Source organism: Rhizobium moroccans, from assembly GCF_057559155.1.
The window spans coordinates 32998-57783 of sequence record NZ_JBHFJG010000011.1 but is presented as its reverse complement, the minus strand read 5'-3'; the positions used below and the strand labels follow the sequence as shown (position 1 = coordinate 57783).

21 protein-coding genes and 1 tRNA gene are annotated in these 24786 nt (G+C 63.3%); 8 read left to right on the top strand and 14 right to left on the bottom strand.

Annotation, left to right across the window (positions count from 1 at the left end):
• Nucleotides 1-110 precede the first annotated feature (110 nt).
• The 4 genes from lpdA to ACE04I_RS08415 all read right to left on the bottom strand — a co-directional run bounded on the left by lpdA (nucleotide 111) and on the right by ACE04I_RS08415 (nucleotide 5274).
• Complete coding sequence (gene lpdA / locus ACE04I_RS08430) at nucleotides 111-1529, bottom strand: dihydrolipoyl dehydrogenase (RefSeq protein ID WP_046794562.1); 1419 nt, start codon at nucleotides 1527-1529, stop codon at nucleotides 111-113.
• A gap of 15 nt (nucleotides 1530-1544) precedes the next feature.
• Complete coding sequence (locus ACE04I_RS08425) at nucleotides 1545-2849, bottom strand: dihydrolipoamide acetyltransferase family protein (RefSeq protein ID WP_046794563.1); 1305 nt, start codon at nucleotides 2847-2849, stop codon at nucleotides 1545-1547.
• A gap of 1 nt (nucleotide 2850) precedes the next feature.
• Nucleotides 2851-3864 carry an alpha-ketoacid dehydrogenase subunit beta gene (locus tag ACE04I_RS08420; protein WP_046794564.1) on the bottom strand — a complete coding sequence of 338 codons (1014 nt, stop codon included), beginning with the start codon at nucleotides 3862-3864 and terminating at the stop codon, nucleotides 2851-2853.
• Between the two features lie 177 nt (nucleotides 3865-4041).
• Complete coding sequence (locus ACE04I_RS08415; protein ID WP_046794565.1) at nucleotides 4042-5274, bottom strand: 3-methyl-2-oxobutanoate dehydrogenase (2-methylpropanoyl-transferring) subunit alpha; 1233 nt, start codon at nucleotides 5272-5274, stop codon at nucleotides 4042-4044.
• A 258-nt stretch (nucleotides 5275-5532) separates the two neighbouring features.
• Between ACE04I_RS08415 and treZ the strand changes: the two genes are divergently transcribed.
• The 4 genes from treZ to ACE04I_RS08395 all read left to right on the top strand — a co-directional run bounded on the left by treZ (nucleotide 5533) and on the right by ACE04I_RS08395 (nucleotide 11911).
• Nucleotides 5533-7344, top strand: coding sequence for a malto-oligosyltrehalose trehalohydrolase (treZ, locus tag ACE04I_RS08410; protein ID WP_197082522.1), 1812 nt, complete (start codon nucleotides 5533-5535; stop codon nucleotides 7342-7344).
• Nucleotides 7341-9872, top strand: a complete 2532-nt coding sequence (gene treY / locus ACE04I_RS08405; protein ID WP_487206977.1) for a malto-oligosyltrehalose synthase — start codon at nucleotides 7341-7343, stop codon at nucleotides 9870-9872. Before treZ ends, treY begins: the two co-directional genes overlap by 4 nt.
• 420 nt (nucleotides 9873-10292) lie before the next feature.
• Complete coding sequence (locus tag ACE04I_RS08400; RefSeq protein WP_052760398.1) at nucleotides 10293-11630, top strand: NAD(P)/FAD-dependent oxidoreductase; 1338 nt, start codon at nucleotides 10293-10295, stop codon at nucleotides 11628-11630.
• Nucleotides 11627-11911 carry a hypothetical protein gene (locus tag ACE04I_RS08395; RefSeq protein ID WP_046794568.1) on the top strand — a complete coding sequence of 95 codons (285 nt, stop codon included), beginning with the start codon at nucleotides 11627-11629 and terminating at the stop codon, nucleotides 11909-11911. Before ACE04I_RS08400 ends, ACE04I_RS08395 begins: the two co-directional genes overlap by 4 nt.
• 37 nt (nucleotides 11912-11948) lie before the next feature.
• Here the strand turns inward: ACE04I_RS08395 and ACE04I_RS08390 are convergent, their stop codons facing one another.
• Nucleotides 11949-12806: an SDR family oxidoreductase gene (locus ACE04I_RS08390; RefSeq protein ID WP_046794569.1), complete on the bottom strand. Its 858-nt coding sequence runs from the start codon at nucleotides 12804-12806 to the stop codon at nucleotides 11949-11951.
• A gap of 111 nt (nucleotides 12807-12917) precedes the next feature.
• Nucleotides 12918-13343: a DUF983 domain-containing protein gene (locus tag ACE04I_RS08385; protein ID WP_046794570.1), complete on the bottom strand. Its 426-nt coding sequence runs from the start codon at nucleotides 13341-13343 to the stop codon at nucleotides 12918-12920.
• A gap of 228 nt (nucleotides 13344-13571) precedes the next feature.
• Between ACE04I_RS08385 and ACE04I_RS08380 the strand changes: the two genes are divergently transcribed.
• Nucleotides 13572-14366 (top strand): SDR family NAD(P)-dependent oxidoreductase, encoded by a 795-nt coding sequence (locus ACE04I_RS08380; protein ID WP_487206976.1) that lies wholly within the window; start codon nucleotides 13572-13574, stop codon nucleotides 14364-14366.
• A gap of 11 nt (nucleotides 14367-14377) precedes the next feature.
• On the opposite strand, the gene ACE04I_RS08375 is transcribed toward ACE04I_RS08380, so the two are convergent.
• Complete coding sequence (locus ACE04I_RS08375) at nucleotides 14378-14668, bottom strand: lipoprotein (RefSeq protein WP_046795069.1); 291 nt, start codon at nucleotides 14666-14668, stop codon at nucleotides 14378-14380.
• 197 nt (nucleotides 14669-14865) lie between these two features.
• Here ACE04I_RS08375 and ACE04I_RS08370 point away from each other — a divergent pair, with 197 nt between their 5' ends.
• Together ACE04I_RS08370 and ACE04I_RS08365 are read left to right on the top strand one after the other, a co-directional pair.
• Nucleotides 14866-15129, top strand: a complete 264-nt coding sequence (locus ACE04I_RS08370; protein ID WP_046794572.1) for a membrane protein — start codon at nucleotides 14866-14868, stop codon at nucleotides 15127-15129.
• Between the two features lie 641 nt (nucleotides 15130-15770).
• Nucleotides 15771-16340 carry a hypothetical protein gene (locus ACE04I_RS08365; protein ID WP_046794573.1) on the top strand — a complete coding sequence of 190 codons (570 nt, stop codon included), beginning with the start codon at nucleotides 15771-15773 and terminating at the stop codon, nucleotides 16338-16340.
• Between the two features lie 28 nt (nucleotides 16341-16368).
• On the opposite strand, the gene ACE04I_RS08360 is transcribed toward ACE04I_RS08365, so the two are convergent.
• The 3 genes from ACE04I_RS08360 to ACE04I_RS08350 form a co-directional block, all read right to left on the bottom strand.
• Nucleotides 16369-16445: transfer RNA gene (locus tag ACE04I_RS08360), tRNA-Met, on the bottom strand.
• A 134-nt stretch (nucleotides 16446-16579) separates the two neighbouring features.
• A complete protein-coding gene (mnmA, locus tag ACE04I_RS08355; protein WP_046794574.1) occupies nucleotides 16580-17776 on the bottom strand; it encodes a tRNA 2-thiouridine(34) synthase MnmA in 1197 nt (398 codons plus the stop codon).
• A 138-nt stretch (nucleotides 17777-17914) separates the two neighbouring features.
• Entirely contained in the window at nucleotides 17915-19036 is a 1122-nt protein-coding gene (locus tag ACE04I_RS08350; protein ID WP_052760399.1) for a mechanosensitive ion channel family protein, read from the bottom strand.
• Nucleotides 19037-19161: 125 nt separating this feature from the next.
• Here ACE04I_RS08350 and ACE04I_RS08345 point away from each other — a divergent pair, with 125 nt between their 5' ends.
• Nucleotides 19162-19605, top strand: coding sequence for a DUF1810 domain-containing protein (locus ACE04I_RS08345; protein WP_046795071.1), 444 nt, complete (start codon nucleotides 19162-19164; stop codon nucleotides 19603-19605).
• Here the strand turns inward: ACE04I_RS08345 and ACE04I_RS08340 are convergent.
• The 4 genes from ACE04I_RS08340 to ACE04I_RS08325 all read right to left on the bottom strand — a co-directional run.
• Complete coding sequence (locus ACE04I_RS08340) at nucleotides 19590-20618, bottom strand: Tim44 domain-containing protein (protein WP_487206990.1); 1029 nt, start codon at nucleotides 20616-20618, stop codon at nucleotides 19590-19592. The genes ACE04I_RS08345 and ACE04I_RS08340 overlap by 16 nt on opposite strands.
• Nucleotides 20619-20909: 291 nt before the next feature.
• Nucleotides 20910-22505, bottom strand: coding sequence for a phosphoglycerate dehydrogenase (gene serA, locus ACE04I_RS08335; RefSeq protein ID WP_046794576.1), 1596 nt, complete (start codon nucleotides 22503-22505; stop codon nucleotides 20910-20912).
• 80 nt (nucleotides 22506-22585) lie between these two features.
• A complete protein-coding gene (locus ACE04I_RS08330; RefSeq protein WP_046794577.1) occupies nucleotides 22586-23767 on the bottom strand; it encodes a phosphoserine transaminase in 1182 nt (393 codons plus the stop codon).
• A gap of 137 nt (nucleotides 23768-23904) precedes the next feature.
• A partial coding sequence (locus tag ACE04I_RS08325) for a GNAT family N-acetyltransferase (RefSeq protein WP_487206975.1) occupies nucleotides 23905-24786 on the bottom strand: 882 nt, incomplete at its 5' end.

The following is a 24786-nucleotide window of genomic DNA, read 5'->3' as shown; positions in this document are numbered from 1 at the left end:
CGAGGGGTGGGGGTGACAAACTGATCACGGAGCGCTCTTCTTTCCGTCATTCCTGTGACAAGCACAGGGATGACGGTGGGAAAGGCTCCTGCCCTCAGCAACACAACACCTCAAATATGCAGCGCGTGCCCCAATCCCTTCAGCGCCGCCTCCGCGAAAGCCTCCGACTGCGTCGGATGCGCATGGATCGTGCCGGCAATGTCCTCCAGTCGCGCGCCCATCTCGACCGCCAGCGAAAAGGCGGCCGAAAGCTCCGACACCCCTGCCCCGACCGCCTGGATGCCGAGAACCAGATGATTGTCCGCCCGCGCCACGACCCGCACGAAACCGTCCTCCGATGACAGCGTCATGGCCCGACCATTGGCGGTGAACGGGAACTGTCCGATCTTCACTTCGCGGCCGTCCGCCCTCGCTTCCTCCGGCGACAGGCCGACCGAGACGATTTCGGGATCGGTGAAGCAGACGGCCGGGATCGCCCGCTTGTCCCAGCTTCGCCGGTTGCCCGCAACGATTTCCGCCACCATTTCGCCCTGCGCCATGGCCCTGTGCGCCAGCATCGGCTCGCCGGTCACGTCACCGATCGCGTAGATGCCGCGCATGGAGGTGCGGCATTGATCGTCGATGCGAAGATACCGGCCGTCCAGCTCGAGCTCCAATTCCTCGCGGCCCCAGCCCTCGGTGACCGGCTTGCGCCCCACCGTCACGAGCACCTTGTCGGCCGCGATGCGCTTTTCCTGACTGTCTCCGTTTTCGGCAAGCAGGGCTTCTCCATTGGAAGAAAGCCCCTTCACCTTCGTGCCGGTGAAAACTTCGATGCCGAGGGCGGCAAGCCGCTTGGCGACCGGTTGGGTGAGCTGCGTATCATAGAGCGGCAGGATGCGGTCGAGAGCCTCCACGATCGTTACCTTCGCACCGAGCTTGGCAAACGCGATGCCGAGTTCGAGACCGATATAGCCGGCACCGACCACCGCCAGCCTCTGCGGCACCTCCTTCAGCGACAATGCGCCGGTGGATGAGATGACTTTTCCGCCTGACGGCGATTTGGGGCCGCCGAAAGGCAATGCCGGCAGTTCAACCGGCGCCGAGCCGGTGGCGATCACGATGTTTTCCGCCCGAATGACCTGCTGGCCGGTTTCGGTTTCCACCTCCACGGTCTTGCCGTCCCGGAATTTCGCCCGGCCCATGACGATCTTCACGCCGGCTTTCTTCAAGAGGTTCGCGACCCCCATGGTCAGCCGGCCGGTGATGCCGTCCTTCCAGGCCATGGTCTTCGCCAGATCGATCGACGGGCTTTCCGCCTTGATGCCCATGGCGTTCCGACCGGCGGCCATGGCGACGGTCCCGGCATAGTCGTCCGCCGCATGGATCAGCGCCTTGGAGGGAATGCAGCCGATGTTGAGGCAGGTACCGCCGGGCTTTACCATCTCCACGATGACCGTATCGACCCCGAGCTGGCCGGCCCGGATGGCGCATACATAGCCACCCGGACCGGCACCGATGACGAGGAGCTTGCAGGTGATTTCCTTCATTGTTCTTCTCTCACCTCACTCCTCGACGAATATCAGCGCAGGCGTTTCCAGAAGCGCCTTCAGCCGCTGCACGAAGGTCGCCGCATCCCAGCCGTCGATCACCCGATGATCGAAGCTCGACGAGAGGTTCATCATCTTGCGGGGCACGAACTGCGTTCCGTCCCAATGCGGCCGGATCGCCATCTTGTTGACGCCGATGATCGCCACCTCCGGATGGTTGATGACCGGCGTCGAGACGATGCCGCCCATGGCGCCGAGCGAGCTGATGGTGATGGTGGAGCCGGAAAGCTCCTCGCGCAGCGCCGTGCCGTTCTTGGCAGCCTCGCTGAGGCGGCCCACCTCGCGGGCGCAATCGAAGATGTCGCGCGCCTCCGCATGCCGGACGACGGGCACCATGAGGCCGGCTGCCGTCTGTGCCGCAATCCCGATATGCACGCCTCCGAACTGCCGAATGACGCCCGCCTCGTCGTCGTAGTGGGCGTTGATGCCCGGCTGTTCGGCGATCGCCTTCACCGTGGCCCGCATCAGGAAGGGCAGGATGGTGAGCTTCGGCTTGCCGGGCTTCAGATTACCGTTGAGGCGGCCGCGAAGCTCTTCCAGAGCCGTCATGTCCACCTCCTCCACATAGGTGATGTGGGGGATGCGGGATTTGGAAAGCGCCATCTTCTCGGCGATGCGGCGTCGCAGGCCGACGACCTTGATCTCCTCGATCTTCTTGTTCGGCTGCAAACCGGGGGCAATACCCGAGCCGCCCTCGCGACTCAGGAAGGCGTCGATGTCCTCATGGGTGATGCGCCCCGCGGGCCCGCTGCCCGGCACCTGTCGAAGGTCGATGCCCGCTTCCTTCGCCCGCAGGCGGACCGCCGGCGGCGCAAGCGGCCTTTCGCCTTCCGCCCGCGGCGCACCATGCCCGCCATTCCCGTTTTTCACCGCTCCGCCCGCTACCGATTTAGGCGGAATGATCTCCGCTGCCGGCTTCGGCTTTTCCACCGGCGGGGGGGATGTTCTTTCCGGCTCGGGCTTCGGAGCCGGCTCTGCCGGGGAAAGCTCGACCTCAGCGTCCTCTTCTCCGGCCTCACCGGCCGTCCTGATCTTGAGAATCACGGTGCCGGTGGCGATCACGTCGCCGATTTCGCCATGTCGGAAGGTCACCTCGCCTTCCACCGGCGAGGGGATCTCCACCGTCGCCTTGCCGGTCATGACAGCGGCGAGCACCATGTCCTCGCGCACGATATCCCCGACGTTCACATGCCATTCCACGAGTTCGGCTTCGGCAACCCCTTCGCCCACATCGGGCAGCTTGATGATCTTCTCTCCCATCTCAAGCCTCCATCATGTCGCGCAGCGCCTCGCCGATGCGGGCCGGTCCCGGAAAATAATCCCATTCCTGCGCGTGTGGGTAAGGCGTATCCCAGCCGGCGACGCGGATGACCGGCGCCTCCAAGTGGTAGAAGCAATGCTCCTGCACCAGCGACACGAGCTCCGCGCCATAGCCGGAGGTAAGCGTCGCCTCGTGCACCACCATGCAGCGGCCGGTCTTCTTCACCGATTGCACGATCGTCTCCAGATCGAGCGGCAGGAGGGTTCGAAGATCGATCACCTCGGCGTCTATACCGGTCTCCTCGGCCGTCGTCTGCGCCACATGCACCATGGTGCCGTAGGCGAGCACCGTGACGGCGGAACCCTCGCGCCGCACCACTGCCTTGCCGAGCGGCACGGCGTAATGATCCTCCGGCACCTCGCCGAGCGAATGGCCGGCCCAGGATGTGACGGGGCGGTCGTGGTGCCCGTCGAACGGACCGTTATAGAGCCGTTTCGGCTCCAGGAAGATGACCGGATCGGGGTTCTCGATCGCCGAGATCAGCAGCCCCTTGGCGTCATAAGGATTGGACGGCACCACCACCTGCAGCCCGCAGACATGGGTGAACAGCGCCTCCGGGCTCTGGCTGTGCGTCTGCCCGCCGAAAATGCCGCCGCCTGTCGGCATGCGCACCACCATGGGGCAGGTGAATTCCCCGTTCGAACGGTAGCGCAGCCGCGCCGCCTCCTGCGTGAGCTGGTCATAGGCCGGATACATGTAGTCGGCGAACTGGATCTCGATACAGGGTTTCAGGCCATAGGCCGCCATGCCGATCGCCGCGCCGACGATGCCGGATTCGGAAATCGGCGCGTCGAAACAGCGCGTCCTGCCGTATTTCTGCTGGAGCCCCTGCGTGCAGCGGAAGACGCCACCGAAATAGCCGACATCCTCGCCGAACACGACCACGTTCTCGTCGCGCGCCATCGAAACGTCCATGGCGCTGCGGATAGCCTCGATCATCGTCATGCGCGCCATGGGGAGACCTCCGATGCGGCAACGCCCCCTCTGGCCTGCCGGCCATCTCCCCCACAAGGGGGGAGAAGACAAGCGGCGCTGCCTCGGCCCCAATCTGCCGTGGTTGCGGCTGGGTTAACCCCTCCCCCTTGTGGGGAGGGGTTGGGGAGGGGTCTTCCAAGAATGATGACGGCCATATCACACCCCCGCCTGTTGGCGCTGACGCTTCAGATGCGGCGGCATTTCCGCATAGACGCCCTCGAACATGTCGCGCATCGAAGGCCTGCCGCCGGAATGCAGCGTGCCATGCCGCTCCGCCTCCTTCTGGGCGGCGACGACGGTATCGCGGATTTCCGCCTCCGCCTGTTTGTGACGCTCCTCGCTCCAGGCGCCGATGCGGATCAGGTGGTTCTTGAGCCTGATGACGGGATCGCCGAGCGGCCAGGCTTCCGACTCCTCCTTCGGGCGATAGGCGGAGGGATCGTCGGAGGTGGAATGCGCGCCAACGCGATAGGTCACGTATTCAATCAGTGTCGGGCCGATATTCTGCCGCGCCCGCTCCGCTGCCCATTTGGCGACCGCGTGCACGGCGAGATAATCGTTGCCGTCCACCCGCAGCGAAGGCAGGCCATAGCCGAGCCCTCTTGCGGCGAACGTTCCGGAGCCACCCCTAGCAACGCCCTGGAAGGTGGAGATGGCCCATTGGTTGTTGACCACATTGAGGATGACCGGCGCGCGGTAGGTGGAGGCGAAGACCAGCGCGGTATGGAAATCCGATTCCGCGGTGGAACCGTCGCCGATCCAGCCCGCTGCGATCTTGGTATCTTGTCTGATGGCCGATGCCATCGCCCAGCCGACCGCCTGGATATATTGGGTCGCAAGATTGCCGGAGACGGTGAAGAAGCCATGTTCCCTAGCCGAATAGAGAACCGGCAACTGCCGCCCTTTCAGGGGATCGGCATCGTTGGAATAGATCTGGTTCATCATGTCGACCATCGGATAGCCGCCGGCGATCAGCAGCCCCGCCTGCCGATAGGTCGGGAAATTCATGTCCCCCGGCTCGAGCGCCCGCTGGAATGCGCAGGAAACCGCCTCTTCGCCGAGATGCTGCATGTAGAAGGAGGTCTTACCCTGCCGCTGCGCCGTCAGCATCCGCGCATCGAAGCTGCGCAAAAGCATCATGTGCCTCAGGCCTTCCAGAAGCTCTTCCGTGGTCAGCGTTCCAGCCCAGGGGCCGACAGCCTCTCCTTCCCGGTTCAGCACGCGGATGATGGAAAAGGCGAGATCGCGAATGGTTTCCGGGTCTGCATCGACCTCCGGCCGCCGCACCGAACCGGCCTTTGGAATGGTGACCTTGGAAAAATCGGGCTTGTCGCCCGGACGCACCTCAGGCTCCGGCACATGCAGGCTGAGCCTCTGTCCATCCCTCATGCGTTTCTCCTCCCAAAGAACCGATGAAATGAAGCGCTTCCTCCTCGAAAGCACCTGTTTTTAATCTAGGACGGGTCGTGCTTTCCGGCAATTTCCTTCCCTGATGTCTACTTGCGAATAATTGCGCGGCTGAGCAATTTTCTTTCGCCCCATCCCCATCTGGCTCTTCCGCGTGCCGAATCACCGCTTCGGGCAGATGGAACCACAAACCGCCGTGAGCCGTTTGGCCCTCACTTGAGACGATGGGGCTGGCCAATCATGTCCGCAATGAGCACATTCAGCGAATTCCGGGCCTTTCCGAAGACGTGGGGCTGCGAATTCGTCGCCGCCGGCGAAGCCGCCTTCCGGTTGTGGGCGCCCGGACAGGCAGCGCTCTACCTGCGCCTCAACGACCGCGAAACGCCGATGACCCGCAGCGATGACGGCTGGTTCGAGCTGCTCGCGGCCGGCATCGAGCCCGGAACGGAATATGCCTATGTGCTCCCCAGCGGAATGGCGCTTCCCGATCCCGCCTCGCGCGGCCAGAAGGAGAGCGTGACCGGCCCATCCCTGGTGATCGACCCCACCTCCTATCAATGGCGGAACCTCGACTGGCAGGGCCGGCGCTGGGAAGAGGCGGTGATCTACGAGCTGCATGTCGGCACCTTTACGCCCGAAGGTACCTTCCGCGCCGCGATCGAGCGCCTGTCGCACCTCGCCGCACTCGGCATCACAGCCATCGAAGTGATGCCGATCGGCCATTTCGCCGGCGCACGCGGCTGGGGTTACGACGGCGCGCTCATCTACGCCCCGCATGCCGCCTACGGCGCACCGGAGGATTTCAAGGCTTTCGTCGATGCCGCCCACGGACATGGGCTGATGGTCCTGGTCGACGTGGTCCACAACCATTTCGGACCGGAAGGGAATTTCCTGCCGCTTCTGGCTCCCGATTTCTTCCATCCCGAAAAGCACACGCCCTGGGGCGCGGCGATCGCCTACGAGAACGATCCGGTGCGCCGTTTCTTCGTGGAGAACGCTCTCTACTGGCTGGAGGAATTCCACCTCGACGGCCTCCGTTTCGATGCGATCGACCAGATCGAGGACCCGTCCGAAAAGCACATCATGGTCGAGATCGCCGAGCACATCCGCGCCGAATTCGGCGACCGCCACATCCATCTGGCCACCGAGGATTCGCGCAACCTCACTTTTCTGCACGAGCGGGATGAGCAAGGGCGCGTGAAGCTCTTCACCGGCGAGTGGAACGACGACTTCCACAACGCCATGCATGTGCTCGCGACCGGTGAGACAGACGGCTATTACCGCGATTTTGCCGATAGCCCGGAGAAGCTCGCGGCACGCGCGCTCGCCGAGGGTTTCGCCTACCAGGGCGAGGTCACGGTGCGGACCGGAAAACCCCGCGGCGTGCCGAGCGCGGCGCAGCCGCCGACCGCTTTCGTGGATTTCATCCAGAACCACGACCAGGTCGGCAACCGGGCGCATGGCGAGCGCCTTCTTTCCCTCGCCGGCAAGGACAAGGTGAAGGCGCTGACGGCCGCCCTTCTCCTCTCGCCCCACATCCCGCTCATGTTCATGGGTGAGGAATACGGGGAAACGACCCCCTTCCTCTTCTTCACCGATTTCCACGGTGATCTCGCCAAAGCCGTGCGCGAGGGAAGGCAGAAGGAATTCGAAGGCCATAATGGTCACGGAGAAGAGACCGTTCCGGACCCGAATGCGAAGACGACCTTTCTCGACTCCAGGCTCGATTGGAGCAAGGCCGAAAATGACGAAGGCCGCGAATGGCTGAAATTCACCCGCGAACTCCTCTCCGCCCGCAGGAGGTTCATCGTGCCGCTCATCGGTTCGGCGGCAGGCAATAGCGGCCGCGTTCTCGCCACCTCCAGCCGGTTCATCGCCGTCTCATGGAGCTTCCCGGCGGGCCGCCTGCACATGGCGATAAATCTCGGCGAGGAGGCCCGCTCAGCGCCTGGCCTCAAGGGACAGCTCGTATGGGGCGAGCCCGTCGATGGCGGCGCGGTGCCGCCGAAGGCGGTGCTCGTCCGCCTCGAAGCGGCCGGAGGCGGGCCGTGATCCCGCCGCTCGCCACCTACCGCATCCAGTTCCGTAACGGCATGACCTTCAACCGTGCGGCAGCGCTGGTGCCCTATCTGAAACGCCTCGGCATCAGCCATCTCTACGCTTCGCCGATCTTCTCGGCCGTCAGCGGCTCGACCCATGGTTATGACGTGACGGATGCGAACGAGATCGACCCCGCGATTGGCGGGCGAGAGGGGTTCGATCGGCTTTCGGATGCGCTGAAGACCGCCGGGCTCGGCCTCATCCTCGATATCGTGCCGAACCATATGGCCGCCTCGCTCGAAAATCCCTGGTGGCGCAGCGTCGTGGAGCTCGGCGAGGCGAGCCCCTATGCCCGCCATTTCGATATCGACTGGAGCCGGCGGCTCACCCTGCCCGTCCTGGCCGAGACGTTCGAGAAGGTGCTGGAAAGGGGCGATCTCTCGGTTAGGCCCGATCCCAGGACGGGCAAGCCGGCACTTGCCTACCAAGGCACCTGCTATCCGCTGACGCCGTCGAGCTATGCGGGACGGGAGGCGGAAGTGCTGGCCACCACCGCGCCCGACGCCATCGCCGGTTTGCACGACCTGCAGCCCTGGCGCCTCATCCCGTGGCGCGATGCGTCGCGCGAGCTCAGCTATCGTCGCTTTTTCGAAATCACCAGCCTCGTGGGCATGCGGGTCGAGGATGGCCGGGTGTTCGATGACATGCACCACACCGTGCTGGAACTCGTCCGCACCGGCCGCGTCGATGGACTCAGGATCGATCATGTGGACGGCCTTGCCGATCCCAAGGCCTATCTCGAACGGCTGCGGCACGACGTCGGGCCGGATATCTATATCGTGGTCGAAAAGATCCTCGGCGAGGGTGAACATCTGCCCGCCGACTGGCCGGTCTCCGGCACGACCGGATATGAACTCATCTCCGCCCTTGCCGATGTCTTCGTCGACGGCCGCAAAGCCGGAAAGCTGACGGATGCCTATACCCGCACGTCAGGAAGTCCCGTTGATGTGGCGGAGGAGCTTCGCCAGGCCAAACTGCTGATGGTCAACAACAATTTCGCTGGGGAGTTTGCCGCCCTGCTGCGCATGGCCGTACAGATCCAGCGGGCCGAGGACTGGGAAGCGCCGCTTGTGGAGGATAGTCTGGAAACTGCGCTGCGCGAGCTTCTGGTCGCCTTTCCCGTCTACCGCACCTATGGCACGAAGGCCGGCCTTTCGCCGGCCGATCGCAAGCTCCTCGCAAAGGTGCTCGACCAGGTGAGGACCCGCTCCATCACCACGTGCCGCAACGCGCTGGCTTTCCTGGAACGCATCCTGATCGGCGATGTCGAACCTCCGCTTGCCGCAAAGGCGGCCCTCTTCCGTAGCCGCTTTCAGCAATTGACCGGGCCGCTGATGGCGAAATCGGTGGAAGACACGCTTTTCTTCCGCCATCACCGGCTGCTCGCGCTGAACGAGGTGGGAAACGAGCCGCTTCCCAGATCCTCTAACATCGAGCACTTCCACCGCCGCATGGAAACCAGGCGGGGACGCGTGCCGCTTTCGCTTTCGGCAACCTCCACGCATGACACCAAGCGCGGGGAGGATGCCCGTGCGCGGCTCTATGCCATCAGCGAAGCGCCCGAAGCCTGGGCCGAGGCCGTGGAGCGATGGCGCGGCATGCACCGGCATCTCGTACGGGAGCTGAAGGGCGGCCCCGCTCCGGAGCCCGAATTGGAATGGATGCTCTATCAGGCGCTTGCCGGCGTCTGGCCGGCGGACCTGTCGGTGGACGAACCCGAGGAATTGGAAGCACTTGAGGAGCGTTTCCTCGCCTATGTCGAGAAGGCTTTGCGTGAAGGAAAGCTGCGCACGAGCTGGAACGATATCGATCCGGACTATGAGCAGGCGGTGACCGGCTATGCCCGGGGATTTTTCTCCTCAGAGGCTTTTCTCGCGGATTTCACCGGCACGCTGCAGCCCTTCATCCGGGCCGGTCTGGCGAATGGTCTCAGCCAAGCCATCCTCAAGCTCACGGCACCCGGCGTGCCCGACATCTACCAGGGAAGCGAAGCGCTGGATTTCAGCCTCGTCGATCCCGATAACCGCCGCGAGCCGGATTTCCGGCGTTTGGAAACCTGGCTGACGGCGAACGATGCCCCAAGCTTCACCCAGGAAGACGATTGGCGAAGCGGCAGGCTCAAGCAGCACGTCATCGCAACGCTGCTGCACCTCAGACAGGAGAAACCGCAACTCTTCCTGGAGAGAGCCTATCTGCCCCTGCGGCCATCCGGTATGCGGGAGGCGGACATCGTCGCGTTTGCGAGAGCGGACGAAGCGGACGCGCTGATCGTGATCCTTCCCCACCTGATCTTCGCCGCCTTCCATGACGGTCTGCCGCGACCCGACTATTGGGCGGATACGCAGATCACGCTTCCGCCGTCTCTTGCGATCCGATCCTACCGGGAGATATTCACCGGCGAGGAATTTACCGGCTCCGTGCCGATCGTCATCGGCCTTGCCTTCGGCCAGCACCCTTTCGCCGTCCTCGCCGCACGGTGAACTTAAAAATGAAAGAGGCGCCGATCGAGGGAACCCGGCGCCTCTTATTCCTCCTCCGGCAGCCAGCCGATCAGCCGAAGCCCAGCAACGACAGAACTGCAAGAACGATGACCACGGCTCCGACGAGCCAGATGATGCTGTTCATGGCTGCCTCCTTTCTATCCAAGAGGTTCGTGGGCGACGGACCCGGCACCTCCGGCATTCGGCCTCACGCGAAGCCGACCAGGTTCAGGATCGCAATGACGATGACGATCGCGCCAACCAACCAGACGATGCTGTTCATGACTTCTCTCCTTGTCTGTTGTGGGAATGAACGGCGGGGTCAACGAAAGGTTCCGGGCTTGAGGTGAACGGAACTTTTAGCCAGAGTGGAATGTTGAAAGGCATCACGGGCGATGCCGTGCTCGAGGCGGGGACAGGATGACTGGCGAGATCACGACCATCGAGACACTCGATCAACCGGACGAAAAGACCGGCGCTCCGCGCGTGGTGATCGTCGGGGCCGGCTTCGGCGGGCTCGCTGCGGCGCGCGAGCTCGGCAATACCGATATCGACGTCACGGTCATCGACCGTCGCAACCACAATCTCTTTCAGCCGCTGCTCTATCAGGTGGCGACCGCCGCCCTTTCACCGGCCGATATTGCCGAGCCGATTCGGCGAACGCTGGGCCGCTTTCACAATATCAAGGTCATGCTGGCCGAGGTGACGGGCATAGATACCGCCGCCAAGACGGTCCATCTCGATTACGGCGCCGACGTCGCCTATGACCGGCTGGTCGTCGCCACCGGCTCGGAATACAACTATTTCGGCCATGAGGATTGGCGCGCCGCGGCACCAGGGCTGAAGACCATTCACGAGGCGCGGCTGATCCGGCAGCGTTTGCTTCTCGCTTTCGAAAAGGCCGAACTCAGCCAGGATCCGGAGGAGAAGAAGGCCCTTCTGACCAGCATCATCATCGGCGGCGGCCCGACCGGGGTCGAGATGGCGGGCGCCATTGCCGAACTCGGCCGCTTCATGATCAGCCGGGATTTCCGCAAGCTGGAGCCGGACCATATGCGGGTCATCCTGATCGAGGCTGGGCCGCGCATCCTTTCCGCCTTTCCCGAGAGCCTGGTGGCCTATGCTCAGCGTGCGTTGGAAAAGATGGGCGTGGAGGTAATGACCAATCTTCCGGTCGAATCCGTCAGCAAGGATGAGGTGGTGGCCGGCCCGCATCGCTTCCGTACCGGCTGCGTCATCTGGGGCGCGGGGGTGAAGGCCTCGCCGGCGGCGGGCTGGCTCGGCATAGAGGGCAAGGCTGGCGGGCGCATTCCCGTCGAGCCCGATCTTTCCATTGCCGGTCACCCGGATATCTATGCGATAGGCGATACCGCCCTCGGGCTGAGCGACGACGGCAAGCCCCTGCCGGCGCTCGCCCAGGTCGCCAAGCAGCAGGGCGGCTATATCGGCAAGGCGCTGCGGCGCAAGCTCCTGGACGGAAAGGACAGCCCACCCTTCCGTTTCAACAATCGCGGCAATACGGCCGTCGTCGGCCATAAGGCGGCGATCTTCGACTTCGGAACCTGGCGGCTCAAGGGAAGGATCGCCTGGTACCTGTGGGCACTCGTCCACGTCTATCTGCTGGTCAATTTCGAAAAACGCCTGCTCGTCAGCACTCAATGGGCCTGGCGCTATGTCAGCCGCCAGCGCGGCGCCCGGCTGATCGACGAGAACGCCGCATCCTTCGTGCCGTCTTCCACACAAAGGACCGAGACATGAACACCGCAAACCCACAGCTCGAAGGGCTTTACCTGGCGGTCGCCGCCATCAACCGCCTGTTGGTGGAGAAGGGGCTGGCCACCCATCAGGATATTCACGAAGCGCTGCAGGGCGCCGAGCAGACGGTCCTTTCCGATGCCGGACAGCTGACCATCTCCGCCTCGCACCAGAAGGCCGTCGCCTTCCCGATACGCTTCCTGATGCTCGCCAACGAAATGGCCGAAAAGGGCGGCGACTGTCAGTTCGAACCTCTGGCAAGGGAAATCGGCCGCCGGACGTAACGGCGGCGCGAGGTTCACGCCAGCGGCTCCACCGGGCTCAGAGGATCGGCTTGCCTCCGGTTACCGCGATGGTCGCTCCGGATACGTAGCTCGACAGCGGATCGGCGAGCATCACATATGCGGTCGCGAGTTCCGCCGGCTGGCCCGGCCTCTTCATCGGCACCTGCTTGCCGAAATTGCTAACCGTGTCTTCCGGCAAGGTCGAGGGGATAAGGGGCGTCCAGATCGGGCCGGGCGCGACCGCATTGGCGCGGATGCCCTTCTCCGCCAGAAGCTGCGCCAACCCCGCCGTGAAGTTCTGGATGGCGCCCTTGGTGGTCGCATAGGCGAGCAGCGTCGGGTTCGGAGTGTCCGAATTGATCGACGCCGTATTGATGATCGCGCTACCGGGCTTCATGTGCGGCACGGCGGCCTTGGTAAGATAGAACATCGCATGGATGTTCACCTTGAAGGTCAGCTCCCACTCCTCGTCGGCAATATCCTCGATCGACTTGAACGTCGCCTGATGGGCCGCGTTGTTGACGAGGACGTCGATACCGCCGAGTTCCTTGACCGCCTTGTCGACGATCGCCCGGCAATGGGCCGGGTCCTGGATATCGCCCCGCACGAGCACCGCCTTGCGGCCCGCCTCCTCGACCACACGCTTGGTATCCTCGGCGTCCTCATCCTCGGCGAGATAGGAGATCAGGAGATCGGCGCCCTCGCGGGCATAGGCGATCGCGACTGCCCGGCCGATGCCGCTGTCGCCGCCGGTGATCACCGCCTTCTTGCCGGCAAGCCTGCCCGATCCGCGATAGGAACGCTCGCCGTGATCCGGCACCGGGTCCATCCGGCCGGTAAAGCCCGGCATCGGCTGCTGCTGTTCGGGAAAGGGCGGGCTGGGATAGTTCGCCATGGCGGCATCCTCCGTGGGCTGGTGGAATGAAGATGGCTCCCCAACCCGCTTGCGCCGCCGAATGTTCCATAGGCGAGGCCATGCCGAACGCCCCGGACGGCCGGCTTCCCGTCAGCTACGGCTTGCCGGAGGGCGCGTTTCGTCGCCGGCGGCAGTCGTCCCGCGATCGAGCTTGCCCTGCTCTGCCTTGTAGAAATACTGGCTCGCCACCAGCCAGCCCTTGAGCGGCCTCAAGGGCAGGATGCAGGTCGCAAGCATGAACGGCACCGAGATCAGCAGATGAACCCAGAAAGGCGGCTGGAACGCCAATTCCAGCCATACCGCGAGCGCCATGCTCGGCACGCAGGCGAAGCACAGCACGAAGAAGGCCGGCCCGTCGGCGGGATCGGCAAAAGAATAGTCGAGGCCGCAGGCTTCGCACCGGGGGCGCAGCTTGAGGAAGCCATCGAAAAGATGTCCCTGGCCGCAGCGCGGGCAACGCCCCCGCACGCCGGTGCTGTAGGGCGAAAGCGGCGCCCATTTCGCTTCATCTGCCATGACGTCCGCCTTTCGTGACCCGACGCGATAAATTCATGCCCGCGATATCGCTCAATCCGCCTCGGCGGCAAGCGGTTCCACCGCCGTGCTTCACTCTGCCGCGCCCCGCATTGTTCGCTTCCGGAACCATTTTAACCGCCCTCCGTTCAAACCTTGTACATCGCTTGAGAAAATCCCGGCAAAGGGAGATCGAGGCGAAAGCGCCGACCCGGCATGGGGAGGAGTGAAATGAACGCAATCCGCGAACTCGCCGTCGTGACAGGCGCCTCCTCCGGCATCGGCTTCGAACTGGCGAAGCTTTGCGCCACCGAGGGCTATGACATCATCGCGGTGGCCGACGAGCCGGAAATCCACGACGCCGCCGAAAAGCTCGCGAACGAGGGCACACGCATCACCGCCGTCGAGGCCGATCTTGCCCAAAAATCCGGTGTCGATAAGCTGATGGCTGCGATAGACGCGGATGGCCGCCCCGTCGAGCTGCTGCTTGCCAATGCCGAGCGTGGTCTGCGCGAAGGCTTTCTCGACCGTGACTTCAAGGAGATCGAGCACGCCCTCCATACCAATATCACCGGCACGCTCGACGTGCTTCACAGGATCGGCATGCAGATGCGCGAGCGGCGGCGCGGCCGCATTCTCATCACCGGCTCGATCGCCGGCTTCGTCCCCGGCAGCTTTCAGGCGGTCTACAACGCCTCCAAGGCCTTCCTGAACAACTTCTCCTTCGCGCTTCGTAACGAGCTGAAGGACAGCGACGTGACGGTCACTTGCCTGATACCCGGTCCGACCGACACCGAATTCTTCGAACGCGCCGATATCGCCGACATGCCGCTCGGTGAGATGAAGAAGGGCGACCCGGCTTTCGTTGCCCGCATTGGCTTCGAGGCCATGATGGAGGGAGAAGGCGATGTCGTGAGCGGCTGGAAGAACAAGCTTCAAGCGGCCATCGCCAATGTCACGCCCTCCGAGATGCTGGCCGAGCAGCACCGCGAGTTGGCCGAGCCGGGCGGCGGAAAACCAACCTGACGACGGACCGCTCAATCATCATCCCAGAACGGTCCGCGATAGACGCGGCGGCTGACGAGCTTGAGGCTGCGATCCGGCTGGAGGATGTATCTTTCCTCGACCCGCTGGCCGAATTCGTTGCGGAATTCATGATTGACGACGCTGCCGATCGGCGACCGGGTAAGGCGCGAGCGCGGCTGTCCGCCATAGGTGATGCTGCCGGGGATGGGCTCTAGGTCCGGCCCCGCTCCGTAGGTGACCGCACCCGCCGTGCAGCCGGAAAGGAGCGCGGCAAAACCCGCAATGATGACGAACTGTTTCAACGTGTGATCCTCCGCAATCGCCGGGCGCATGGGACATTGGCCATTTTCCGCAGTCAGCATCCGCCGATTTGATCGGCGGATGCTATCGATATAGTCCGAGGCGTGTTTTTTGGAACATCCGGCAGACGAAATCGGCAACCGGCATCATGAAGATTGATGTTTGCTCGCAGGCTCCTAAGTTTGACCACGGAGGAGCCATGCGCAGCATTTTCGTCAGTATCTCTCTCATCCTGGTTCTTGCCGGCTGCACCGCGCATGAGGCAGGGCTGGAGCCGATCCCCGGCAGCATCACCTATGGCGGGCAGCCGCGCACGAAGCTCACCAAGGCGCCCGTCGGCAGCACCGTGACCAACCGGCTGAACGACGAACTCGGCCGCCCGGCGGAGGAAACCTACATCATCCAGCCAGACCGGTCGCTGAAACTCGTCAGCCGCCACATCATCGAGTTCCGCGACGATTGAAGCCACCTCAATCCTTTGGGTGAATTGAATGGGATGAATTAGCAGTATCTAATTAGAAAACCAAAGCACAGAGTGGGAACATGACAGTCGAGGAGAAATTGGAGGCGATCTGCCGAAAGGAATGGAGTCGGGTCCTTGGACTTCCGACGCGCGGGGCCTCGAGACCGGCGTCGGCTGAAAAGAAGGCAGCCCCCTCGCCCTCCGATCGCTTGACGGGCCGTCCCCCTCGCCTTCCGCCCAAGCCGCCCCAGGGCTGATGCTGCGGTAATGCCACCGCCCGAACGCGAAAGCCGCCCCGGACCGGAGCCGCTTCAACCTCTCATGATCCCTCTCGCCTTAAATCTTCGTGATCTCACAGCGTGATCCGGAGCACCTGCCAACCCGAACCACGGCTTGAATACATCGCACGCCAACCACAACCATTGGCCGCGTCATCCTGCGTATTCAATTTATTGTTGCATATTAAATGGAATGCAACTAACCTTCCCTTGTCGACCAGGCTGGCCCGCGAGGGAGGAATGTCCATGGCGGCGGGTGCGGCAAGCCCGGAATGCGTGGCCGCAGCCCGACCGATAGCTCGCGCCGCCTGGTCGGCACCGTGAGCGACATATCCCGACCCCGTCGAAGAGGAGGATCGGTCCATGGACCGGATACGTGCTTTCTATGCCGCCGATGCCAAATTGCGCGGTCTTGCGGAGATTGCCTGGGAAATGTGGAGAAGGCGGTTTTCGCGCGCACCACGGCAGGAAGCCGCCGCAGCCGGCGGGGCGAGACGGTTCGACAGGGGGCCCTCGGCCGATCTTTCAAGGGTGCTGCAGGAAGCCCAATTCCCGGCCAGGAACACCAGCGGGTGGCTGCGCTACCATGGAGCGAAGGATGGGGTACGCATCATCATTCCGCCCTATGAGACGATGCGTCCCGGCGACGTGGTGACGCTTCTCTGGGTCGCCCACGACGACCTCTGGCTCGGCGGCAGGAATATTCCCGGAACCGAGTTCGCCGACGAGAAACGCGTGACGCGCCAGGATATCGCCGATGGTATCGAGTTTCTCGTCGGGCCCTACCAGGCCAAGGTCCGGCCCATCCTCAAGTCTCAGAAGCTCTGGGGTGCCGCCCGGGTCTTCTACATGGTGACCCGCAATCGCGGCATCTTCTGCGGGCCGGAAAGCACGGTGCGGATCAACCTCTTCGAGGATCCGGACCTCGGATAAGGCTTTGCAGGATGAATTTTCTGGAAAATGGTAGCGGGAGAGGGACTTGAACCCCCGACACGCGGATTATGATTCCGCTGCTCTAACCACCTGAGCTACCCCGCCACAGGGTCAACGGGGCCGTCCGCAAAGCGTCGATCCCGTGGGATGGGGGGCTTATAAGGTCGCTCCCCGCTTTGTGTCAAGCATATGATCGGAGAAAAACCGCCTCCGCCTGAAACCCGCCGGAACGGCCAGCTTCAGGCCGCCACCGGCGCCGAAAGAAGCGCCTTCAGCGAGGCTTCCGCCGCCGCTGCGCGTTCCGAGCGCTCGATGAAGCCGCCGCCATAAACGCGCGCATCCGCACCCTCCGCCGAATAGAGAACGCAGGCCTGACCGGGCGCGACGCCCGCTTCGCCGACCAGCAGGTCGACATAGACGCCTTGGCTGTCGCAATGGAGGGTAGCCGGCGTCGGCGGGCGCGTGGAGCGCACCTTGGCGAAGCAGGCAAAACCATCCTTCGTATCGTTTTCCAGCGAGCTGTCGCCGATCCAGTTCATATCGCGCAGATAGACGCGGTGCGTATCCAGCGCTTCCTTCGGCCCGACGATTACCCGGCGGGAGCGGGCGTCGAGAAAGACGACGTAGAGCGGCTCGCCGGTCGCGACCCCAAGCCCCTTGCGCTGCCCGATCGTGTAGTTGACGATGCCTTCGTGCCGGCCGAGCACCCGCCCATCGAGATGCACGATCTCGCCGGAAAGCGCCGCGTTCGGCTTCAACTTGTTGATGATGTCCGTATACTTGCCCTGCGGCACGAAACAGATGTCCTGGCTGTCGGCCTTCTTGGCGACGACCAGGCCCATCTCTTCCGCAAGCGCCCTCACCTCGGCCTTGGACATGCCGCCCAGCGGAAAGCGCAGGTAATCGATCTGCTCCTGCGTGGTCGCGAACAGGAACCAGCTCTGGTCGCGGTCGCTGTCGATCGGGCGGAAAAGCGCGCGGCGGTTCGGATTGTCCGAGCTCGGATTGCGGGCCGAGCGGATGTAATGGCCGGTCGCCAGCGCGTCAGCCCCGAGTTCCCTGGCCGTTGCCAGGAGATCGGCGAACTTGACCGTCTGGTTGCAGGCAACACAGGGGATCGGCGTTTCGCCCATGGCATAGGCCTCAGCGAACGGGTTTATGACCGTTTCGCGGAACCGCTTCTCGTAATCGAGCACGTAATGCGGAATGCCGAGCGTTTCGGAAACGCGGCGCGCATCCTCGATATCCTGGCCGGCACAGCAGGAGCCCGCGCGATGCACGGCTGCGCCATGGTCGTAGAGCTGTAGCGTGATGCCGAGCACATCGTAGCCCTGGCGTTTGAGCAAGCCGGCCACCACGGAGGAATCCACTCCCCCCGACATGGCGACGACAACGCGCGTGTCTTCCGGCCTCTTGTCAAAATCCAGCGTGTTCAAGAGTAACTCTCTCGGTCTCTCTGCCGCCGATGCAAGGCAGCCGGGCGAACGTCGGTCCCGCGGGCGGTATCGGCCGTCCGTCAGGCAATTGGCTGAGGATATAGAAAGGATTGGGCTTCGGTGCAAGGAGGAGCCCAATCACGACTGCAGGGACTGGTGACGCCCCGCCTCGCCGACGACCGCCGCATTGCCATTGGCCGCTCCCTCAGCCCTCACCCGCGGCAGGGCGGAGGGATATTCCCGCTGGATGAAATCGATGAGCTTTTCGCGCATCTCGCAGCGCAGATCGAAGGTTTTAGGCGCATTGTTGGCCGAAGCCAGAATGCGGATCTCCATGACGTTCTCCCGGAAATCCGTTACCTGCACGGCGACCACCTTGCGGTCCCACAGCTTCGAGGCGGCGGCGATCTCTTCCGCCTTGCTGCGGACGACGGCCACCGGCACGCTGTAATCGAGGTAGATCATCACCGTGCCGATCAGCGCGGAACCTTCGCGTGTCCAGTTCTGGAAGGGCTTTTCGATGAAATAGCTGAGCGGCAGGACCAGCCGGCGCCAATCCCAGAGCTTCATCACGACATAGGTGGAGGTGATCTCCTCGACATTCCCCCATTCGCCCTCGACGATCAGCGCGTCGTCGATGCGGATCGGCTGCGTTATCGCAAGCTGGATGCCGGCGAGCAGGTTCTTCAGCACCGGCTGCAGGGCAAGGCCGAGAACGATGCCGGCAACGCCGGCGGAAGCCAGCAGGCTGACGCCATATTGCTGCACGGCCGGAAAGGTCATGAGGATCGCCGCTAACGTAACCGCGACGATCACGATGCTCGCGATCCGCTCCATGATGCGCGACTGCGTCACATGCTTGCGGGCGAGCAGGTTGTCCTCCGCATCCAGCTTGAAGCGGCGCAGATAGACCGTCATCCAGATGTGCAGCGCGATCTTCGCCATCCAGCCGACGACGATGATGAAGCCGATAAGGAGGATGTGGCGCAGCGTCGTTGCCTGGTAATCCGTGAGCGGCGCTACGGCCGCCCCGAAGGAAAGCGCCCAGGTGAGAATGGCGAGCCGCATCGGCCGGCGCGTGCGCGCCACCAGCGAGCGCCAGAAGAGATCCTTATTCTCCACGAGCCGGGTCAGGATGCGGAAGCCGAGGCGCTGGATGAAGAGACCGAGCCCGAAAGCTGCGGCAAGCACCGCGATCGAAACCGCCCAGTCGGGCAGCCAGGCAAAATCGCTGCGGAATTCCTCGATGAAGCGTTCCATGCCCGAGAGCTAGGGTGCATGGCAGCATGGTAAAGGCCACGAGGGGAAATTTGCCCGTCTCACGCTCCAAAAACTCGGATCACGCCCTATCCTTCAAACGAAATGGAATGGAGGAGGCCATGATCATGGCGAACGGGGACGAGTTCGATCTCCAGCGTTTCGTGGAAGCACAACATCCGGTCTACCGCCAGGCGCTGCAGGAGCTTCGCGACGGCCGCAAGCGCTCGCACTGGATGTGGTTCGTCTTTCCTCAGGTGGAGGGTCTCGGCTTTTCGGCGATGTCGCAGAGATATGCCATCCGCTCCAAGGCCGAGGCACGGGCCTATCTCGTCCATCCGGTTCTCGGCGCACGCTTAAACGAATGCGTGGAGGCGATGCTGACCCACAAAGACCGCTCGGCGCACGAAATCCTGGGCTCGCCGGACGATATGAAATTCAGGAGTTCGATGACGCTGTTTGCGGCCGTCAGCGAAAAGGGCTCGCCTTTCGAGCGAGCCCTTCAACAATTTTACGACGGAGAGCGCGACCGCAAGACGATCACGCTCCTGGAAAATCAGGCGGCCGACTGAATGGCCGAGAGCTTCCAATCATTGGCGGGCTTGCGCACGAAGGTCCAGACCTCGACGATTTCGGTCGCGTTGTCCGGATCGCCTTCGGCCACCGCGCCGGTATTGCGGTCGCGCATGTAGTCGATGCTGGAATAGCGCAGCGCCACCGTCGCATAATCCTGACCGTTTTCGCGCCAGGCCTCAGCCAGGTCGCCCTGCAGAAGCTGGACGTCCTTCACCTCGTTCTTGAGCCCGTTGGTGGCGTTTTCGCCCAGCTCTTCGGCAAGGTAGGACATGGCCTCCGGCGTGGTGAGGTTGCGCAGCTTGCCGTAGTCCTCCTCCGCATAGGCAGCCTGGACGTCCTTCAACAGCTTCTCGAAGTGGTCGAGATCGCGATTGGTGATGCCGATCTCGTCCGTTTCCGGTCCCGCCTGACGCGGCGCGGCAGCATATCCGCCTGCCCCGCCTGCGGCGGCACCGCCGAGCGAGCCGATCTTCGGGATCTGGAAGCCGGAGTTGCCCTGCTGCGGGGGTTCATAGGCGGCGTTGCGCTGCTGGCCGTAATTGCCGGACGGACCGGCAGGCTGCTGCTGCCGACGACCGAAGAAGCCGAAGGCAAGCATGGCAAGGCCGGCGATGACCGCGATCTGCAGAAGCATGCCGAGGAAGCCGGCCATGCCGCCGAAGCCGCCGCCGAACATCATGCCGAGCAGGCCACCCATCAGGAGGCCGCCCATCAGGCCGCCAGCGATACCACCGAAGAGGCCGCCGGGACGCTGCTGTTGGGTCGCGTTAGGACGCGCAGCGTTCTGCGTCGCGCCCTGCGGACGCGGGGTCATGGAACGCTCGATGCCGGTTGCGGGGCCAGGCGCCGTGTTCGTGGCAGGCGGTGCCGAATAGGTGCGGGTGCCGCGGCTGCCGAAACCACCGCCGCCGCGACGGGCTTCCGCGAAGTCCACGGCTGTCAGCGAGACCGCAAGCCCGAGCGCGGCAACCGCGAAGAGCTGCTTGAAACGCCGAAGGGATGACAACATCATTCTCTCCTCTTGAGCCGCGGATGCGGCCGTTCCCGATTCATATAGCAATGCAGGCCTGATGATTTGAGTCCCGCCATCGCATTTTTCACGTTGTGGTAGATAACCAACTTTGAAACGGGAGCCAAGTTCCAAAAATACAACCTATGCGAATTGTAGCGGTGCGAATGGTCGCAGGCGACAGAAAAGGAAAAGCCCGGCGCGAGACGCGCCGGGCTTTGGTAGGACGGTTTAGTCGAACAGGCGAGCCGCGCACGCCCCACCCTCCCCTTGAGGGGGAGGTGGGATGTCTCAATCCACGTTGAAGACGAGCGGCTTGGCCTGCCGGATCGCCGGGTTGGCGCGAAGCTGGTCCAGCACCTCTTCGGAAACCGGGCCGTCTACATAGAGAAGCGCGATCGCGTCCCCGCCTTCCTTCTCGCGACCGAGCTGGAAGTTGGCGATGTTGACGCCGGCATTGCCGAGCGTCGTGCCCATGAAGCCGATCATGCCCGGCACGTCCGTGTTGGTGATGTAGATCATGTGGGCGCCGACATCGGCATCCATGTTGATGCCCTTGATCTGGATGAAGCGCGGCTTGCCGTCGGAGAACACCGTGCCCGCAACCGAACGGACCTGGTTCTCGGTCTTGACCGTCAGCTTGATGTAGCCGTCATAGACGCCCGACTTGTCGCGCTTGACCTCGGAAAGGATGATGCCCTTCTCCTTCACCATGATCGGCGCCGAAACCATGTTGACGTCGGCGACCTGACTGCGGATCAGCCCGGCCAGAAGCGCGCTCGTCAGCGCCTTGGTGTTCATGTTGGCGGTGGCGCCGTCATAAAGAATCTCGATTTCCTTGGTCGGGCTTTCCTGCACCTGGCCGACGAAGGAGCCGAGAACGTCGGCAAGGCGGATGAAGGGCTTCAGCCGCGGCGCTTCCTCGGCCGTGATCGAAGGCATGTTGATCGCGTTGGAGACGGCGCCCTTGATCAGATAGTCCGACATCTGCTCGGCGACCTGCAAGGCGACGTTTTCCTGCGCTTCCGTGGTGGACGCGCCGAGATGCGGCGTGCAGACCACGTTGTCCAGGCCGAAGAGCGGGCTTTCGGTGGCCGGCTCCACCTCGAACACGTCGAAGCCGGCACCGGCGACGTGGCCGGACTTAATGGCTTCGGCAAGGGCTGCCTCATCGACCAGACCGCCGCGTGCGCAGTTGACGATGCGAACGCCCTTCTTGGTCTTGGCCAGCGCTTCCTTGCTGATGATGTTGCGGGTTTTGTCGGTCAACGGTACGTGCAGGGTGATGAAGTCGGCGCGCTCCAGAAGCTCGTCCAGTTCGACCTTGATGACGCCCATCTCCTCGGCGCGCTCCTTGGAGAGGAAGGGATCATAGGCAAGCACGTGCATGCCGAGCCCGATCGCCTTTTTGCAGACGATACCGCCGATATTGCCGGCGCCGATGACGCCGAGCGTCTTGCCGGTGATCTCGACACCCATGAAGCGCGACTTCTCCCACTTGCCCGACTGTGTGGAAACGTCGGCTGCCGGAAGCTGGCGGGCGACCGCGAACATCAGCGCGATCGCATGCTCGGCGGTAGTGATCGAGTTGCCGAAGGGCGTGTTCATGACGATGATGCCGCGGCGCGACGCAGCCGGGATATCGACATTGTCGACGCCGATGCCGGCGCGGCCGATGACCTTGAGGTTGGTCGCGGCGGCGATCAGCTTCTCCGTCGCCTTGGTGGCCGAGCGGATGGCCAGACCATCGTAATTGCCGATGATCTCGGCGAGCTTTTCCTTGTCCTTGCCGAGCTTCGGCTGGAAATCGACTTCGACGCCGCGATCACGAAAAATCTGGACGGCGGTTTCCGAAAGTTCGTCGGATACGAGAACGCGAGGTGCCATTGGTCACGGGCTCCTTGAAAGAGGTTCGAACTTCTAAAAGCGGGATGATGCGGCCCCGCCTGTCGCGGGGCCGGAACCGGTCAGGCGGCAGCCTTGGCGAGCGCCGCCTTCTGCGTCTCGAAGGCATAGGAGAGCCACGGCATCAGAGCCTTCATGTCGGCTTCCTCGATGGTGGCGCCGGCCCAGATGCGCAGGCCCGAAGGGGCATCGCGATAGGCGCCGATATCGAGCGCCACGCCTTCCTTCTCCAGGATCGAAACGATGCCCTTGGCGAAAGCCGCCTGAGCATCCGCATCGAGTGCGGCGACCGCCGGATCGACGATCTTGAGGCAGACGGAGGTGTTCGACCGGGTGGCCGGATCGACCGCGAGGTTCTCGATCCAGTCGTTTGCCGCAACGAAATCGAAGATCACCTTGGCGTTCGCGTCGGCACGGGCGATCAGGGCCTTCAAGCCGCCCGCCGACTTCGCCCAGTTGAGCGCATCGATATAGTCCTCGACGCAGAGCATGGAGGGCGTGTTGATGGTCTCGCCGGTGAAGATGCCTTCGATGAGCTTGCCGCCCTTGGTCATGCGGAAGATCTTCGGCAGCGGCCAGGCCGGAACGTAGCTTTCCAGGCGTTCGACAGCGCGCGGGGAAAGGATCAGCATGCCGTGGCCGCCCTCGCCGCCCAGCACCTTCTGCCAGGAGAAGGTAACGACGTCGAGCTTGGAGAAATCCATGTCCTGGGCGAAGGCCGCCGAGGTGGCGTCGCAGATCGTCAGGCCCTTGCGGTCCGCCGGAATGAAATCGGCATTCGGCACGCGCACGCCTGACGTGGTGCCGTTCCAGGTGAAGACGACGTCGCGGTCGAAATCGACTTCGGCAAGGTTCGGCAGCAGGCCATAATCGGCCTCGAACTTGCGCACGTCCTTGAGCTTCAGCTGCTTGACGACGTCAGTGACCCAGCCGGCGCCGAAGCTTTCCCAGGCGAGCATGTCGACGCCGCGCTCGCCGAGCAGCGACCAGAGCGCCATTTCGACGGCGCCGGTATCGGAAGCCGGCACGATGCCGATGCGGTAATCCGCCGGCACATCTAAAATTTCACGGGTAAGATCAATGGCCTGCTTCAGCTTCGCCTTGCCGATCTTGGCGCGGTGCGAACGACCGAGCGGTGCATCGGAAAGCGCTTCGAGCGTCCAACCGGGGCGCTTCGAGCAAGGGCCAGAAGAGAAATGGGTATTATTCGGACGCACGTCCGGCGGGGTGACGGTCTTCGTCATGATGGCTATCCTCTCAGATAGAAAGCCCTTCGTTGGGGAAGGGTGTCCCGCCGCCGTGGGTATTCCTGTCCGGCTTCATAGTCAAGCGGGTTGTGTCGTTCCGAGATAAATTTTTGCCGCAGTGGCTAACCCGCGCCTTACCGCACGCCCCGAAGGATTTTCCATTTGAGCGGGCGCAGCGCCTGCCACAACGCCGTCGCCCGCAGCGCCGCGATCAATCGCGCTCTTGCGGCGAAGAGACGGCCTCTCAGCGTGACGGCGGACTGCCTCGCCGTGAGCGGAAAGGTCGTCTCGCAGCTTTCCAGCTTCCATGGCTCATCGCCGATCCCGAGGTCCAGCCATTCGAAGCCATGCTCGTGCAGCCATTGCAGGGTTCGGTAGTAGAGCGCGCTGCCGGGCGAGAATTTCGCCCAATCGCCCGCCTCGAAGGAAAGCATGATGGCGTAATAGCGCCTGCCGGCGGTGAGCCCCCATATCGTGGCGATGATCGTCTCACCCGACTTGAGATAGAAAAGTTTCAGCATTCCCTCACGGGCGAAGACCTCGGTGCCCTTGTCGAAGAAATCGCGCTTGTCCAGATCGACGTCGAAGCCCGGAACCAGCGTCTGCTCGAAGCGCCACTGCTTTTGGCGGATGAAGGCCGCGGTCGCTTCCCGACGCTCAGACTCGTCTTCCGCAAGCCCGAAGACCAGCGGCGCCAGCTTTTCGAGATTCCTCATCTTGCGCATCAGCGTCTTACGCTGCGGCACCCCCGCCTCCACCTCCTCCCAGGTCCGGCGAAGATCGTTTCCGTGGCAGGAAATCTCGTTCGGCCGATCTCCGAGAAGCGACAGCGGGTTGGGAATCCCATCGATATCGCGCGGCATTTTGCTGAGCGACAGGAAGTCGAAGGGCGGCAATGCGTCTGTGATCTGCCGCCAGAGGAGGTCCACGGTCTCGCGGTCCCAGGCGATCTCCGCCGGAAACAGCACCGGCGCGTTGTAATCCGCAGCCTCGTCGTCGATGAATTCCAGGATGCG

Bases quoted from the DNA above. Each gene is read 5' to 3' on its own strand.
- ACE04I_RS08350 (WP_052760399.1), bottom strand. From the start codon at position 19,036: ATGGAACGCTTCATCGAGGAATTCCGCAGCGATTTTGCCTGGCTGCCC.
- ACE04I_RS08365 (WP_046794573.1), top strand. From the start codon at position 15,771: ATGGACCGGATACGTGCTTTCTATGCCGCCGATGCCAAATTGCGCGGT.
- ACE04I_RS08395 (WP_046794568.1), top strand. From the start codon at position 11,627: ATGAACACCGCAAACCCACAGCTCGAAGGGCTTTACCTGGCGGTCGCC.
- ACE04I_RS08380 (WP_487206976.1), top strand. From the start codon at position 13,572: ATGAACGCAATCCGCGAACTCGCCGTCGTGACAGGCGCCTCCTCCGGC.
- lpdA (WP_046794562.1), bottom strand. From the start codon at position 1,529: ATGAAGGAAATCACCTGCAAGCTCCTCGTCATCGGTGCCGGTCCGGGT.
- ACE04I_RS08425 (WP_046794563.1), bottom strand. From the start codon at position 2,849: ATGGGAGAGAAGATCATCAAGCTGCCCGATGTGGGCGAAGGGGTTGCC.
- ACE04I_RS08385 (WP_046794570.1), bottom strand. From the start codon at position 13,343: ATGGCAGATGAAGCGAAATGGGCGCCGCTTTCGCCCTACAGCACCGGC.
- serA (WP_046794576.1), bottom strand. From the start codon at position 22,505: ATGGCACCTCGCGTTCTCGTATCCGACGAACTTTCGGAAACCGCCGTC.
- ACE04I_RS08390 (WP_046794569.1), bottom strand. From the start codon at position 12,806: ATGGCGAACTATCCCAGCCCGCCCTTTCCCGAACAGCAGCAGCCGATG.
- ACE04I_RS08370 (WP_046794572.1), top strand. From the start codon at position 14,866: ATGCGCAGCATTTTCGTCAGTATCTCTCTCATCCTGGTTCTTGCCGGC.
- ACE04I_RS08400 (WP_052760398.1), top strand. From the start codon at position 10,293: ATGACTGGCGAGATCACGACCATCGAGACACTCGATCAACCGGACGAA.
- ACE04I_RS08330 (WP_046794577.1), bottom strand. From the start codon at position 23,767: ATGACGAAGACCGTCACCCCGCCGGACGTGCGTCCGAATAATACCCAT.
- ACE04I_RS08345 (WP_046795071.1), top strand. From the start codon at position 19,162: ATGGCGAACGGGGACGAGTTCGATCTCCAGCGTTTCGTGGAAGCACAA.
- ACE04I_RS08340 (WP_487206990.1), bottom strand. From the start codon at position 20,618: ATGTTGTCATCCCTTCGGCGTTTCAAGCAGCTCTTCGCGGTTGCCGCG.
- ACE04I_RS08420 (WP_046794564.1), bottom strand. From the start codon at position 3,864: ATGGCGCGCATGACGATGATCGAGGCTATCCGCAGCGCCATGGACGTT.
- ACE04I_RS08415 (WP_046794565.1), bottom strand. From the start codon at position 5,274: ATGAGGGATGGACAGAGGCTCAGCCTGCATGTGCCGGAGCCTGAGGTG.
- treZ (WP_197082522.1), top strand. From the start codon at position 5,533: ATGTCCGCAATGAGCACATTCAGCGAATTCCGGGCCTTTCCGAAGACG.